This window comes from Streptomyces sp. NPDC042201 (assembly GCF_055582185.1).
Map to the genome: position 1 here is coordinate 409,818 of NZ_JBVJDS010000004.1, position 16,792 is coordinate 426,609.

Annotated in this window: 5 protein-coding genes; 2 read left to right on the top strand and 3 right to left on the bottom strand. The window is 69.1% G+C overall.

The window, feature by feature from the left end; translation table 11 throughout:
• Positions 1-257: 257 nt before the first annotated feature.
• The 3 genes from ACZ6MZ_RS12270 to ACZ6MZ_RS12280 all read right to left on the bottom strand — a co-directional run bounded on the left by ACZ6MZ_RS12270 (position 258) and on the right by ACZ6MZ_RS12280 (position 5,461).
• On the bottom strand, positions 258-2,768 hold the full coding sequence (locus tag ACZ6MZ_RS12270) for a carbohydrate-binding protein (protein WP_469351431.1): 2,511 nt from the start codon (positions 2,766-2,768) through the stop codon (positions 258-260).
• Between the two features lie 211 nt (positions 2,769-2,979).
• Complete coding sequence (locus ACZ6MZ_RS12275; RefSeq protein WP_469351432.1) at positions 2,980-4,698, bottom strand: ThuA domain-containing protein; 1,719 nt, start codon at positions 4,696-4,698, stop codon at positions 2,980-2,982.
• 217 nt (positions 4,699-4,915) lie between these two features.
• Complete coding sequence (locus ACZ6MZ_RS12280; RefSeq protein WP_469351434.1) at positions 4,916-5,461, bottom strand: ester cyclase; 546 nt, start codon at positions 5,459-5,461, stop codon at positions 4,916-4,918.
• Positions 5,462-5,683: 222 nt separating this feature from the next.
• Between ACZ6MZ_RS12280 and ACZ6MZ_RS12285 the strand changes: the two genes are divergently transcribed.
• Positions 5,684-6,913 (top strand): MFS transporter, encoded by a 1,230-nt coding sequence (locus ACZ6MZ_RS12285; RefSeq protein WP_469351435.1) that lies wholly within the window; start codon positions 5,684-5,686, stop codon positions 6,911-6,913.
• 576 nt (positions 6,914-7,489) lie between these two features.
• Positions 7,490-16,792 (top strand): Ig-like domain repeat protein (locus ACZ6MZ_RS12290; protein WP_469351437.1); only part of this gene is annotated, 9,303 nt, incomplete at its 3' end.

Below are 16,792 nucleotides of genomic sequence, written 5' to 3' on the forward strand. Positions count from 1 at the left end.
GCGGGCGGCAAGTGACATGCATCACACGGGATAAAACGCCCGAGGAGGAACCGCACGGAGGTCACGGGGCGTCTTCCGAATCTGCTAAATTCTTCCCGGATCCGGCCGATAGCGTGGCGAATTGAATTGCGTGCCCGAACCCGGCGGGCCCGCACCTCCCGGGGTCCGCACCGCGGTGCGGACAAAGCGCGGAGGCGGGCCCCTGAGGACCCGCCTCCATCTCCCCCGTACGGCCTTTTCGTGCGGCCGGCCGGCGGTCAGCCCGTGGCCGGGCCCGGTGGCCGGGCATCACTCGCACGCCCGGAGAGCGGCCGGCTGATACCAGGTCCGGTAAAGGTGTAACTGTCCAGATCGAGAATGGCGCCCGAGCCACCGGTGAAGACCACGAAGAGGTCACGAGGCCGTTCGTCGGCGCCGGTGACCGGCACACTGATCTCGGAGTAGGTCTCCCAGCCACCGGTGTTCGGCACGGTCACCCGCGCGACCACCGGGCCGGTGACGGAGTCGTACCGGAAGGTGGCGACATTGCCCGCCTTGTCCGACGAGACCCGGGCCTTGACCCCGGTCACACCCTTGAGGCTCACCGGGTGGTACCGGACCCATTCATTGTTCTGTACGTCGCCCAGGCGCTTGCCGCCCTCGGCTCCCGCGGCGGTGATGATCTGTGGTCCTGACAGCTGGGCGAAGTGCTCGGCCTGCCACCGTTTGGGCCACACGGTCAGCTGGCGTTCACCGGTCAGCGGCACCGTACCGGCGGCGCCCTTGTCGGTGTAGGTGGCGCGCACCACGTAGAACTGCGTGGCGTCGAGCCCGGAGTGGATCGGTCCGGTGTTGAACGTCATCGAGCAGCCGGTGCCTTCGGCGACTTCGTGCGCGTGCTCCTGGTGGCCGAGGGCGACGCGCACGATCACCTTCGAGCAGTCGACCGGGCCGTCCTGCGGGTCCGTCGCGGACGCGGTGACGGTGACGTTCTCATTCCACTCGTACGTGCCACCGTCGGGTGGTGAGGAGATGGTGAGAGTGGGGCGGTTGTTCCCGACCACCACCGGGATGGTCGCGGTGCCGGTCCGCCCCGTGCCGTCGCTGACGGTCAGTCTGGCCTGGAAGTTGCCGTTGCCGGGATAGGTGAAGGCCGGGTTGGCCGCCGTGGAGTCGGTGCTGCCGTTGTCGGTGAAGTCCCAGGCGTAGCTGAGCGGATTGCCGTCCGGATCGCTGCTGCCGGCGCTGGAGAAGGTCACGGCCAGCGGGGCGAGGCCGTTGTCCTTGTCCACCGACGCCTTGGCGAGGGGGGACCGGCCGCCCTGCACGTAGTTGATCTTGTAGAGTCCGGCGTCCTCGGCGCCCGAGAAGTAGCCGCTGCCGTATTCGAGCAGGTACAGGGATCCGTCGGGGCCGAACTCGGAGTCGATCGGGTGGATGAAGCGCATACCGTCGAGCACCGGCTCGATCGCGGTGGGGGTGCCGGTGGACGGGTTGCCGTTGTTGAACTGGACCTCCTTGATCCAGTTCCGGCAGTACTCCGAGATCAGCAGCTTGTTGTCGTAGTACTGGGGCCACTTGACGTCGGAGGCGAGGTTCGCGTCGTAGTGGTAGACCTCGGTGTGATTGGGCGAGCCGCAGCCTCCCGGGTTGTCCAGCTGCGGCCACTCCTTGCTGCCGCCGTGCTGCTCCCAGACCAACGACGGCTTCGTGGGCGGCAGTTGCTGGACGCCGGTGTTGCGCGGGGAGTTGTTGACCGGCCCGGTCGCGCCGCCGCAGGGGAACCAGGCCCGCGGCGTGTTCGCGGCGAAGTCCCAGTCGTTGTAGCTCACGTTGGGCCCGCCGCAGTACGGCCAGCCGTAGTTGCCGGGGCCGGTGGCGCGGTTGAACTCGTCGTACGCCGCCGGGCCCCGGTTGGCGATGGTCGCGGGCGCGTCGGGGCCGACTTCACCCCAGTACAGAGTGTTGTTGGCCTTCTTGTCGACCCACACGCGGTAGGGGTTGCGCACGCCCATGATGTAGACCTCGGGGCGTGTCTGCGCGGTCCCCCGGGGGAAGAGGTTCCCGTCGGGAACGGTGTAGGTCCCGTTGTCCTCGGGATGGATCCGGTTGATCTTTCCGCGCAGGTCGTTCGCATTGCCCGAGGTGCGCTGGGCGTCGTACTGCGGACTGCGGTTCGCGCGCTCGTCGATGGGCGCCATGCCCGCCGCGTCGCCACCGGAGTTGGTGTTGTCGCCCACCGCGAAGTAGAGGTTTCCCGCGGTGTCCCAGGACATGGAGCCGGCGGAGTGGCAGCACAGCTCCCGCTCGGTCGGCCACTCGATGATCATGTCCTCGCTGGCCGGTGAGATCGTGTTGGTGGTGCGGTCGAAGGTGAACCGGGAGATCCGGTTGACCAGCGGAGTGACCTTCGGGGAGTAGAACAGCATGACCCAGCCGGTACTGGCGAACCGCGGGTGCAGGCTGATGCCGATCAGCCCGTCCTCGAATCTGGCGTCCAGTGGCAGGGTGAGTGCGACCGTCGTCGACCGGGTGGCGGGGTTGTAGACGCGGACCTGGCCGCCCGCGTCGCTGGTGCCCCGGTTGATGTACAGGACCTTCTGGTCCGGCAGTACGGCGAGCTCGATCGGCTCCCCCATCTGCAGCCCGCCGTCGAGCTTGACCTTCTCGAACCCGCTCGTCGGCGGGGGTGCGGCGGCGGCCCGCGGCTCGGCGGCGGCGGTGCCGGGCGAGAGTAACAGGGCGGTCAGGGTGAACAGCGCAGCGAGGAAGGAAACAGCGCGCGACAACACGGCACCTCCATGGGCCGATCGCGGGTGGGGGGTGTGTTCTGTTGGACGCGGTCGTGCGGCCGGGCACGGCGTCTCAACGCCGGACCCGGTCATGCGGCCGCGTACGGTGTCTCAACGCCGGACCCGGCCATGCGGCCGCGTACGGTGTCTCAGCGCCGGACCCGGTCGTGCGTCCCGGCACGGTGTCTCAGCGCCGGAGCACTGTCTCTCAGCTTCCGAGCACGGCGAGATCCCACAGGGAGTAGCCCCACTGCGTGGCGCGCGCGGTGCCCTGGACCCGTACATAGCGAGCAGTGCCGCTCACGGCGATCTCGTCGAGCCCTCCGTCGCCCGCCGTGGTGGTGTTGACGGTGCGCCAGGTCACGTTGTCCGTCGAGGTCTGGACCGTGTACGCCTTCGCGTACGCGGTCTCCCAGGCCAGCCGGACCTGCTGGACCGTACGGACGGAGCCGAGGTCGACGGTGATGGACTGGGGGTCGGAGTGGGCGCTGCCCCACCGCGTGGCGGGGTCGCCGTCCACGGCGTTGGCGCCCACGTGTGTACTGTCCGGCTCGACGCTGGAGACCGAGACGGGACGGCCCTTCGCCAGGTCGGTGGCCTGCGCCCCGTCCTGTTTGATCCTGATGTTGCGGTAGTTGATGTCCATCCCGCCGCCGTCGTTCTGTACGCCGATGTGCCCGACGGCGATGTCACGGGTGCTGGTGTAGTCGTTGATCTTCACGCCGTTCAGATAGATCTCGACGTGACGGCCCCGCACCCCGATCTCGTAACTGTTCCAGGTGCCTGGCGGGTTGAGCGCGGCGGTCCGTGCCGCCGTGTCCGGGGCCTTGAGGCTGTAGACGCTGCCGGTCGTACGGCTCGGATCGGCGTCGGTCGCGTCGATCTGGATCTCGTGGCCGAGATCGACCGGCCGCCACGGATCGCCCTGGGGATCGGGGAAGCCGATGAACACACCGCCGTTGTCGTCGCCCGGCATCATCCAGTCGGCCTTCAGCGAGTAGTTGCTGAAGGGCGTCACCGGGTACCAGAGCAGCCCCATGCCACCGACCGAGGTGAGTGTGCCGTCGGCGAGCGTGAATCCGCCGGGCCCCGCCTGCCGCCACCGGTCGAGGCTGGCCTGCGTGCCGTCGAACAGGGGGGTGTAGCCGTTCTCCGGCCGGCAGTCCGCGGCCCGCGCGCGGGAGGCGATCTGAATGCCCCCGAGCAGCATGCCGGTGAAGGCGGGGTCCGCGTACGACTCCTCGGTGTGACCGAGACCGGTGTACCAGGACCGTCCGCCGCGGTAGTCCTGGCACCAGGTGATCGGATGATCTCCCATCGTGCCGCCGGTGTACGACGACTCGTCCAGGCTCGCGAGCACCTTCACCGCGGAGCGCGGATTGGCGCGGTAGTTGTACCACTCGTCGGTCCGGGTCCAGCGCTGCGGCAGATGCGCGGTGGAGACCGAGGACCGGTCCTCGACCTTGACCGTGGCCTGCTGGGTCGCCGGATGCGAGGCGAAGTACGCGCCGACGAGGCCGCCGTACCAGGGCCAGTCGTACTCGGTGTCGGCGGCGGCATGGACGCCGACGTAGCCGCCGCCCGCCCCGACGTATGCCTCGAAGGCGGTCTGCTGTGCGGCGTTCAGCACGTCGCCGGTGGTCGACAGCCAGATCACCGCCTGGTATTGCGCCAGGTTGGCAGCGGTGAACGCACCCGCGTCCTCGGTGGCGGTGACGGAGAAGCCGTTGGCCGCGCCGAGCCGCTGTACGGCGGCGATCCCGGCCGGGATCGCCGAGTGCCGGAACCCTGCGGTCTTGGAGAACACCAGGACCTTGGACAGCGGAGCGGCGGCGGAAGCCTGGGCGGCCTGTGGCGCGTTCGGTAGGGCGGCCAGGGACAAGACCGCCAGGAGAAACGCGATCACAGCGCGGGACACAAGGCGCACTATCCAGTCCTCTCTCGGTGCGCCCGGAGGCGCCGGCTGAGGTACGAGTACGTGGCGGAGCGAGGCTGCGCGGATCACGGAGCGGTGATTTCTGACGAGGCGCCAGCCCATGCGTCAGACGTAGTGAACATCGGAGGTTTGGAGGGGTCAATGGGTGGCGCGAAAATTGTTGGCATCCCGAACAAATGCAGGGTGCGCGCCGCCCTGCCCAAGCCGCTCAGTCGGCGAACGTGGCCGGTGGGGTGTTGACGAGGTTGGGGTGCGGCTCGTCGCCGGACATCTTGAGGAGGCCCCTGAGGCAGCGTGCTGCCAGGACCCAGTTCCTGGGGTTCCTCATGTTCAGACCGCCGATGAGCTGCTTGAGAAGGCTGAGGCTGTCGAAGTAGATCCGCTCGCAGACCAGGTTCTCGTGGTCGTCGAAGATGAAGTACGCGGTCATGCGCACCCGGAAGCGGCTGCCGGTGGGCGGTATCGCGCCGAGCGGGCCTCGATGGGTGCCCAGCAGCCAGAACTCGGCGATCACGGCGTCGTCGCTGTGCCGGAAGGCGATGATCTCGTGGTCCTGGTCGGGAAAGGCGACCCGGGTGTCGTGGTAGTAGCCGCGGACCGCGCTGTCGCCGTCGTGGACCGTCATCGTGGGAATCAGCTCGTAGTGCGGGTGCGGGAACGTCGAGAGGACGTCGTCCCACTCCTGGCGGACCTCGTCCTGGAAGTGGTCGAGGACCAGCTTCTGACGCGCCGTGCGCACTTCTTCGGTGATCATGGGGGCTCCGGTCTGAGGGGCGGTCACGCCGTACGGTGGAAAGCCGCACCAGCAGTAGAAGCCACACCACGGCCACCGATCAACTACGGGCCCAGGACGCTGCACACCGGCCTTCCCGGCGGCTGCGCGAGGGGCGTCGGATGAGATCCAGGACTTCGCCGCCGCTTCCGGCACAGATTCCGCGCTCAGAACCAGGAAGTTCACTGTGACCATGGAGGATGGATGGCGACGGAGAAGTCGACGAACCGGCGTGGTGTGGCCGTGGTCGGTGCGCTCATGCTGGGCGCGTTCGCCTTCAACACCACCGAGAACCTGCCGATCGGCATCCTCAAGCTGATCTCGGACGACCTGGACCAGTCGTTGCCGGCCGTCGGTCTGCTGGTGTCCGGCTACGGACTGACCGTGGCCCTCGTTTCGGTGCCGATAGCCAAGGTGACCCACTCGGTCCCGCGACGCCTCGTCCTCTGCGCCCTGCTGGCCGCGCTGTTCCTGGCAAGCGTCGTGGCAGCCCTGGTCTCCTCGTACTGGGTGCTGCTGAGCAGCCGTCTGGTCACCGCGGTGGCCCAGGCGCTGTTCTGGGCGGTGATGGGGCCGGTGGCGGTCGGCCTGTTTCCCCCGCACGTCCGCGGGCGCGTCATCGGGGCGCTGTCCGTCGGCGGTTCGCTCGCGCTCGTCCTCGGGGTGCCCGGGGGCACCTGGCTGGGCCAGCACACCAGTTGGCAGGTCCCGTTCCTGGTGGTCGGCGCGCTCGCCATTCCCGCCTTCATCGTGATCGCCACCGTGCTGCCGACGTCCCGTCCGGAAGAGGGGCACGCCGTGCGCGGATTCGCGCCGGACACCCGCCGGTTCGCGGTCGTGCTGACCGTCACCGCGCTCACGGTCACCGGCGTCTTCGCCGGGTACACCTACATCTCCGACTTCCTCGTGGACGAAGCGGGTTTCCGCGAGTCCTCCGTCAGCAGCCTGCTCCTCGTCCTCGGCATCACCGGCATCGTCGGCGTCGCGGTGTACGGGCGGCTCCTCGACCGCTTTCCGCGGGCGACCCTCACCCTCCCGGTGACGACGCAGGCGGTGGCGCTACTGGGCCTGTACGTGGCGGGCGAGTCGCAGACCGTGGCGGTAGTCATGATCGTGTTCCTCGGCGCCTCGCTGGGGCCCATCTTCATGGCCACGCAGAGCCACGTCATGTATGTCGCGCCGGGCCGCACGGAAACGGCCATCGCCGCGAACGGCGCCGCCTACAACTCGGGAGTGGCCGCGGGCGCCCTCGCGGGCGGCCTGCTGCTCCCCGTCTTCGACGTGCGCGGCACCTTCCTGGTCGGCGGCCTGCTGACGGTCGCCGCACTGTTACTCCTGCTCGAGGAGCAATTCCTGCCCCTGGGCCGCACGGCCCGGCCGACCGACAGCCCCGCGCGGACACGGGAGAGGGACGACGTGAGCGCCAGTCCCTGAGGACCCACACCGATCACCGTGTGCCCCGACGTCCGGCTCGAGTCGGCCCTCCGGGCGAGCGGGTGTGCGCCCATAGCGCGCTCCGCCAATCGGGTGGCATCGCGTCAAGGTTCTTGTTCACCGTGTCGCTCCAATGGCTTACTGAAGTATCCGAGCTGGCGGGCCGTCCAACTCTCTCCGGGGAACCCGGCCATCGGTCGTCCGCTGACCTTGAATCAGGTGGAACAGCGTCAGGCCCTTCGTGTCGCGACGGCCACCCCCGTAAAAGACGTGCAGCCGTTGGCTGTTGCCGTGGGCCGGCAGCGGCTGATGCGGCGGCTCCGCCACCTAGAAGTGGTCCGCGGACCGCTGACCGGGCCCGGCACCGCGCCTGAGCTGGTGCCTGTCAGTCAGCCATGCCCGCTGTGGCCCGATCCGATGCGACGTCGTCAGCCATCCACCACGGCGCCTGACTCATCATCGATGGAGGAGTGTCATGCTCATTGCCCGTGGTCCGTGCCCTGACTGCGCCGGAAGTTCTGCGGCGGTACTGGTGACCGCGTGCGCCGGCCTTCACGGTGCGGGCGAGTGGGCGTCATGAGCAGTGTCTTCCCGGATCAGGGCTCCTCCGGCGGCGGGGCGCAGGTGACCATCGTCGGCTCCCACCTCGGCGGCGCGACCGCCGTGCGTTTCGGCGACCGCCCGGCGCTGAGCTTCACGGTCATCGACGACCAGAGCCTGACGGCGGTCGCCCCGTCGGGCGGTGGCGCCGTACCGGTGAGCGTCACCACCCCTGGCGGCACCGCCACGATCGGCTTCTTCTTCTACCTCCCCGCGCCCGGCCTGTCCGTGGTCGCCCCCAACAGCGGTCCGCTGGCCGACGGCAACCCCGTCACCCTGACCGGCGCGAACCTGTACACCGCGCAGAGCGTGCACGTCGCGGACGCGACGGTGCTCCCCACGACGCTCAGCGACCAGCACCTGGCCGTCGTCGCTCCTCCCGCCACCGTGCCCGGCCTGGTTCCGGTCTATGCCGTCACGGTCGGGGGCGTCAGCAACCAACTGCCCTATGCCTACGCCGCAGTTCCGGCGGTCTTCGGCGTCAGCCCGGCGAGCGGACCCATCGCCGGCGGGACGACCGTTGTCATCAGCGGCACCGGGCTGGCCGACGCCACCAGTGTGACATTCGGCGGATTCTCCGCCCCCTCCTTCCGCTCGTACTCCGACACCCTGGTCGTCGCTGTGACACCGCCGGGCCTCACAGGGCCCACCGGAGTCACCGTCACCACCCCCGGCGGCAGCGCCACCCTTCCGAACGCATTCACCTTTATGGCGGCGTCGGAGATCGTGGTGGCCTCTGATCCTGACTCTTCCGTCGCCGGCGAGCCTGTGGTGATCACGGCCACCGTGACGGGGATTCCGATCGGGGCGGTCACGCCGACCGGCACCATCACCTTGGAGTTCGGCGACGGGACGCCGGCGGTGACGGCGCCGCTCACGGGCGGTACGGCTACCGTCATGCACGCCTACGCCGGCCCGTTGGGGAGCCCCTACACCCTCACCGCCTCCTACAGCGGCGACAGCAACTTCTACCCCTCCACCGGTACGGGCTCCCACACCGTCGTCCAGGCGGCGACGACCACGACGGTCACATCCTCGCCGGACCCGTCCGACTTCGGTGAGGCGGTCACCGTCAGCGCGACGGTGACCGTTGCCCCGCCGGGTGCCGGTACCCCCACGGGCACGGTGACGTTCACGGTCAGCGGCACGGGCGGGGGTACGTTCACCGGCACCTTGGACGCGAGTGGTGCGGCCACGGTCATCGTCAGCACGCTCGGTACCGGGGACCACGGCGTCACCGCGGTCTACGGCGGGGATGCGGACTTCACCACCTCGACCGGCACCAGCACACAGACCGTCGCCCAGGCAGCGACGACCACGGCGTTGACTTCGTCGCCGGATCCGTCGGTGTCGGGGCAGACGTTCACCGCGACCGCCGTGGTCACTCCCGTGGCGCCCGGCGCCGGGATCCCTACCGGGACGGTCACCTTCACGCTGAGCAGCGGACCAAGCCAGGATGCGCCGTTGGACGCTACTGGCACCGCGACCGTCAGCGGCAGTCTGACCGCCGGCACCTACCTCAGCACCGCCGTCTACAACGGCGACACCAACTTCACCACCTCCACGGGTACCGACACCCAGACCGTCAACCAGGCATCGACCACGACGACGATGACCTCCTCGCCCGACCCCTCGTCGTTCGGTCAGGCCGTGACCGTCAGTGCCACCGTCACGCCCGTGGCCCCGGGTGCGGGCGTCCCGACCGGCACGGTCACGTATCTCATCGACGGCGGCGGCCCGATCGATGTGCCACTGGACGGTTCGGGGCAGGCTTCGCTCGTCACCAGCGCGCTTACGCCCGGCGGACACTCCATCACCGCGGTCTACAGCGGTGACACCGACTTCGCGGGCTCGACCGGCACCGACACCCAGACGGTCGCCCAGGCGGGGACCACCACGACGGTCACGTCCGGGCCCGATCCATCCGCGTTCGGTCAGCCGGTCACCTTCACGGCGACCGTCACGCCGTCCGCGTCGGGCACGCCGACCGGCACGGTCGTCTTCACGATCAGTGGCCCCGGTGGCGGTACCTTCAGCGCCCCCCTGGACGCGAGCGGTACTGCCGCCGTGATCACCAGCGCCCTGGAAGCGGGCACCCATACGGTGACGGCGGTCTACGGCGGTGATACGAACTTCACCACCTCCACGGGCACCGACACCCAGACCGTCAACCAGGCGGCCACGGTCACTACGGTCTCGTCCTCGCCCGACCCGTCCGCCTTCGGCGAGGCGGTGAAGCTCACCGCGACGGTCGTTCCGGTCCCGCCGGGTGCGGGGACGCCGACCGGTACGGTGACCTTCACCGTCAGCGGCACCGGCGGTGGCACGCTGACCGGCACAGTGGACGCCAACGGCGTGGCCACCGCGTCCATCGACACCCTGGACTTCGGCGCCCACACGATCACGGCCGACTACAGCGGTGACGACAACCTCGGCGGTTCGACCGGCACCGACTCGCACAGCGTGGTGACACAGCCGTCGACGACCACCGGGGTGACGTCCTCGCCGGAGCCCTCCCTCTACGGCGCGACCGTCACCTTTACCGCCATCGTCGCCCCGGTGCCGCCCGCCACGGGTATCCCGACGGGTACGGTCACCTTCACCATCACGGGCTCCGGCGGCGGCACCCTCACCGGCACGCTGAACGCAAGTGGCGTCGCGACCGTGACCACCGCCACCTTGGGTGCCCAGATCCACAGCGTGACCGCTTCCTACAGCGGCGATTCGACCTTCGACCCCTCCAGTAGCAGCACGACCCATACGGTCGCCCACGCGGCCACCACCACGGCGGTCCTCGCCTCGCCCGATCCGTCGGTGTTCGGGCAGCCGTTCACGGTCAGCGCGTTGGTGAGTCCTGTGGCGCCGGGCGCGGGAGTCCCCACGGGGACAGTGACCTTCAGCATCAGCGGTGGGGAGACCGCGACGGTGTCCCTGGACGCCGGCGGCACCGCCGGCTTCACCACAAGCACGCCGGTCGGAACCGGCGATCACGCGATCACCGCGATCTACAGCGGCGATACGAACTTCACCACCTCCACGGGCACCGACACCCAGACCGTCAACCAGGCGGCGACCACGACGACGGTGACCTCCTCGCCCAATCCATCGACATTCGGTGAGCAGGTCACGGTCAGTGCGACTGTGGCTCCGGTCGCCCCGGGCGCGGGTATCCCGACAGGGACAGTGACCTTCACGTCCAGCAGCGGCCTCTTCCGGGCAGTGGCTCTGGATGCCACCGGGATTGCGACGTTCACCACCAGCGTGCCCTTCCAGGCGGGTACGGAGAGCATCACCGCCACATACAACGGCGACGCCAACTTCGCCACGTCCAACGGCAGTACGACACAGACGATCAGCCAGGCGGCGACCTCCACCACGGCCACGTCCGTGCTCGATCCCTCGGTCTTCGGCGAGTTGGTCTCCCTCACCGCGATCGTGGCCGCCGTGCCGCCGGGTGCGGGCGACTTGACGGGAACGGTGACCTTCACCATCGACGGCCCCGGCGGCGGCACCTTGACAGCGCCGCTCGACGCGGGCGGCTCCGCCACCGCGACCACCAGCACCCCGGCAGCAGGCAGCCATACCGTCACCGCCGTCTACAGCGGCGACCCCAACTTCACCTCTTCTACGGGTACGGACACCCAGACCGTCAACCAGGCATCGTCCACGACGACGGTGACGTCCTCACCCGACCCCGCCGTCTTCGGACAGCCGTTCACGGTCACCGCCACCGTCGCCGCCATCCTGCCCGGTACAGGCGTCCCGACCGGGACCGTCACGTTCACCATCGACGGAACAGCCCCATTCGACGTGGCGGTGGATACGTCAGGGCAGGCAACCTTCACCAACAGCACCCTGGCAGCCGGAAGCCACACCATCACCGCCGTCTACAACGGCGACGGAAACTTCACCACCTCCACGGGCACCGACACCCACACCGTCGCCCAGACCGCGACCACCACCACAGTCGCAGGAACACCTGACCCCGCGGTGTTCGGACAGGCAGTCACCCTCAGCGCAACCGTCACCCCCCTCCCGCCAGGAACCGGCGTACCCACCGGGACGGTCACCTTCACCATCAGCGGCACAGGTGGAAGTACGCTCACCGGCACCCTCGACAGCACCGGCACGACCACCGTCGTCACCACCACACTCGGTACGGGCGACCACAACATCAACGCCACCTACAACGGCGACACGAACTACACCAATTCAACCGGTACCAGCACACAGACGGTCAACCAGACACCCACGACGACATTCGTTACAGTGGTGCCGAGCCCATCGGAGTCGGGACAGACAATCACCGCGACCGCCGTGGTCACTCCCGCAGCGCCGGGCGCCGGGATCCCCACCGGGACGGTCACCTTCACGCTGAGCAACGGACAAAGCAGTCAAGCGCCGTTGGACTCCACCGGCACCGCGACCGTCAGCGGCAGTGTGACCGCCGGTGTCTACATCGGCACCGCCGTCTACAGCGGCGACGGTGACTTCGCCGGGTCAACCACTATGGAAACCCTCACCGTTGAACAAGCGGCGACGACTACGGCGGTCACGTCCGCGCCCGATCCTGCGTCGTTCGGTGAGGCCGTGACCGTCAGTGCCACCGTCGCGCCTGCAGCGCCGGGTGGGGGCATCCCGACCGGTACGGTCACGTTTCTCATCGATGATGTCGGCCCGATCGATGTGCCGTTGGATGATTCGGGACAGGCGTCGCTTGTCACCAGTGCGCTTACTCCCGGCGATCACGACATCGCCGCCGTTTACGGTGGTGACACCGACTTCACCGGCTCGACCGGCAGCGGCACCCAGACCGTCACGCCGGCGGGGACGACCACGGCGGTCACATCCGGGCCCGATCCGTCGGTGTCCGGTCGGGCGGTCACGGTTACGGCGACTGTCACCCCGTCCGCAGCGGGCACGCCGACCGGCACGGTCGTCTTCACCATCAGCGGCCCCGGTGGTGGCACTTTCACCGGTACGTTGAACGCCGTCGGCGTGGCGAGCGTCACGACCAGTGGTCTCGCTGCCGGAGTCCATACGGTGACGGCGGTCTACGGCGGTGATACGAACTTCACCACCTCCACGGGCACCGACACCCAGACCGTCAACCAGGCGGCCACGGTCACTACGGTCTCGTCCTCGCCCGACCCGTCCGCCTTCGGCGAGACGGTGACCCTGACCGCCGTCATTACCCCGGTCCCGCCGGGGGCGGGGACGCCCACAGGGACGGTCGCCTTCACCGTCAGCGGCACCGGCGGAGGCACCCTCACCGGCACAGTGAACGCGAGTGGCGTGGCCACCGCATCCATGGACACCATGGACTTCGGCGCCCACACGATCACGGCTGTCTACAGCGGTGACGGTAATTTCGGCGGTTCGACCGGTACCGACGCGCACAGCGTGGTGACACAGCCGTCGACGACCACCGGGGTGACATCTTCGCCGGACCCCTCCCTCTACGGCGAGACCGTCACCTTTACCGCCACCGTCGCCCCGGTGGCACCGGCCACGGGTATCCCGACGGGTACGGTCACCTTCACCATCACGGGCTCCGGCGGCGGCACCCTCACCGGCACGCTGAACGCAAGTGGCGTCGCGACGGTGACCACCGGCAGTTTGGGTGCCCAGGTCCACAGTGTGACCGCTTCCTACGGTGGCGACTCGACGTTTGACCCGTCCAGCAGCAGTACGACTCAGACGGTGGCCCGGGCGGCGACATCCACGGCGGTCCTCGCCTCGCCGGATCCCTCGGTGTTCGGGCAGCAGCTCACGGTCACGGCGACGGTCGCTCCGGTCGCTCCGGGCGCGGGAGTTCCCACCGGGTCGGTCACCTTCAGCATTAGCGGCGGGGAGACCGCGACGGTGTCCCTGGACGCCGGCGGCACCGCCGGCTTCACCACAAGCACGCCGCTGGGAACCGGCGATCACGCGATCACCGCGATCTACAGCGGCGATACGAACTTCACCACCTCCACGGGCACCGACACCCAGACCGTCAACCAGGCATCGACCACGACGACAGTGGCCTCCTCGCCCGACCCTTCGGTCTTCGGGCAGCAGTTCACGGTCAGCGCGACTGTGGCTCCGGTCGCCCCGGGCGCGGGTGTCCCGACGGGGACAGTGACCTTCACCATCGACGGCCCCGGCGGCGGCACCTTGACGACGACGGTCGACGCGGGCGGCACCGCCACCGCGACCACCAGCACCCTGGCTGCGGGCAGCCACACCATCACGGCGCTCTACAACGGCGACGCCAACTTCGCCACGTCCACCGGCACCGACACCCAGACCGTCGGGCAGGCGGCCACGACAACGACGGTGACGTCCTCACCCGACCCTTCGGTCTTCGGGCAGCAGTTCACGGTCACCGCGATCGTCGCCACCGTACCGCCGGGCGCGGGCGACCCGACGGGAACGGTGACCTTCACCATCGACGGCCCCGGCGGCGGCACCTTGACAGCGCCGCTCGACGCGGGCGGCACCGCCACCGCGACCACCAGCACCCCGGCGGCAGGCAGCCACACCGTCACAGCGGCCTACAGCGGCGACCCCAACTTCACCTCTTCTACGGGCACCGACACCCAGACCGTCAACCATGCGTTGACCAACACCACGGTGACCTCCTCACCCGACCCCACTGTCTTCGGACAGCCGTTCACGGTCACCGCTACCGTCGCCGCCATCCTGCCCGGTACGGGCGTCCCGACCGGGACCGTCACGTTCACCATCGACGGAACAGCCCCATTCGACGTGGCGGTGGATACTTCGGGCCAGGCAACCTTCACCAACAGCACCCTGACAGCCGGAAGTCATACCTTCACCGCCGTCTACAACGGCGACGGAAACTTCACCACCTCTACGGGCACCGACACCCACACCGTCGCCCAGACCGCGACCACCACCACGGTCGCAGGAACGCCTGACCCCGCGGTGTTCGGACAGGCAGTCACCCTCAGCGCAACCGTCACCCCTCTCCCGCCAGGAACCGGAGTACCCACCGGGACGGTCATCTTCACTGTCAGCGGCACAGGCGGGGGCACCTTCACCGGCACCCTCGACAGCACCGGCACAACCACCGTCGTCACCACCACACTCGGCACAGGCGACCACAACATCAACGCCACCTACAACGGCGACACGAACTACACCAACTCGACCGGTACCAGCACACAGACCGTCGGTCAGTCGGTGACGACCACGACGTTCGTCACGTCTCCGAACCCGTCGGTGTCGGGGCAGACAATCACCGCGACCGCCGTGGTGACTCCCGTAGCGCCGGGCGCCGGGATCCCCACCGGGACGGTCACCTTCACGCTGAGCAACGGACAAAGCAGTCAGGCGCCGTTGGACTCCACCGGCACCGCGACCGTCAGCGGCACCCTGACCGCCGGCGCCTACATCGGCACCGCCGTCTACAACGGCGACACCAACTTCACCGGGTCCAGCGACAGCCACACCCAGACCGTCGGGCAGGCCACGACCACCACCGCGGTCACCTCCGCCCCCAACCTCTCACTTTTCGGGCAGCCGGTCACCGTCACAGCGACCGTCGCGCCCGTAGCCCCCGGTACGGGGACGGCCACAGGCTCGGTCACCTTCACCATCGACGGTGACGGCGGGGGCATCTTCACCGCACCCGTCGATGCCACAGGACGGGCCACCCTCACGATCACCACCTTGGAGGCCGGCAGTCACCCCATCGCCGCGGTCTACAGCGGCGACACCACCTTCACCGGATCCAGCGGCAGCGGCACCCAGACCGTCGGGCAGGCGTCGACCACGACGACGGTGACCTCCGCGCCGAGCCCGTCCGTCTTCGGCCAGGCAGTGACCGTCAGTGCGACGGTGACCGCCAACCCGCCGGGGGCGGGTGTCCCCACGGGCACGGTGAGCTTCACGGTCGGCGGTACCGGCGGTGGCATCTTCACCGCACCCGTCGACGCCACAGGACGGGCCACCCTCACGATCACCACCTTGGCCGCGGGCAACCACTCCGTCACGGCGGTCTACGGTGGCGACGAAGACTTCACCGGGTCGACCGGCACCTACGCGCAGACGGTCGCCCAGGCGGCGACGAGTACGACGGTCTCATCCGCGCCCGATCCCACGGCTTTCGGCGACACGGTGACCCTGACCGCCGTCGTTACCCCGGTCCCGCCGGGGGCGGGGACGCCCACCGGGACGGTCACCTTCACCGTCAGCGGCACCGGCGGAGGCACCCTCACCGGCACGGTGAACGCGAGTGGTGTGGCCACCGTCACCACCAACACCATGGGCTTCGGCACCCACGCCATCACGGCGCTCTACAGCGGAGATGCCAACCTCACGTCCTCGACGGGCACCACCACACACAGTGTGGCGACGCAGCCCTCGACCGCCACCACCGTCACCGCCTCCCCGGAACCGTCCAGCTACGGCCAACCAGTCACCCTCACCGCCACCGTGAGCGCACTGCCGCCGGCCACGGGGACGCCGACGGGCACGGTCACCTTCACCGTCAGCGGCACCGGCGGAGGCACCCTCACCGGCACCCTGAACGGCAGCGGCGTGGCGACCGTCACCACAGCCACCCTCGGCGCCGGCACACACAGCGTCACCGTCACCTACCACGGCGACTCCACCTTCGCCCCGTCCAACGGCAGCACCACCCACACCGTCAGCCAGGCGGCAACCGCTACCACCATCACCGCCACACCCGATCCCTCCACCTACGGCCAACAGGTCACCGTCAGTGCCACGGTCGCCCCGGTCACACCGGGTGCCGCCATCCCCACGGGCACGGTCAGCTTCACCTCCAGCACCGGCCGCAACCTCACGGTGCCCCTCAACTCCTCGGGTACGGCCTCCTACACCACCTCAAGCCCGCTCCAAGCCGGTACCGAGACCATCACCGCCACCTACAACGGCGACACCAACTTCACCACCTCCACCAGCACCCACGCCCACACCGTCAACCAGGCAACGACGACCACGACGGTGACGTCGTCTCCGGATCCGTCCGTGTTCGGTCAGCCGGTGACCTTGACCGCGACGGTCGCGGCGGTTCCGCCCGGCGCGGGGACGCCTACGGGCTCGGTCACGTTCACCGTGGGCGGTGGGGGAACGGCGGTCGTTTCGCTGGATTCGGGTGGGGTGGCAACGTACGTTCCCGGCTCGCTCAGTACGGGAAGCCACACGGTCACGGCGGTGTACGGCGGGGACGCGAACTTCACGTCCTCGACCGGCACCGACACACAGACCGTCAGCCAGTCCACGACCACCACAACGTCCACCTCG

Coding starts and splice junctions, on each gene's coding strand:
- ACZ6MZ_RS12285 (WP_469351435.1), top strand. CDS start 5,684: ATGGCGACGGAGAAGTCGACGAACCGGCGTGGTGTGGCCGTGGTCGGT.
- ACZ6MZ_RS12280 (WP_469351434.1), bottom strand. CDS start 5,461: ATGATCACCGAAGAAGTGCGCACGGCGCGTCAGAAGCTGGTCCTCGAC.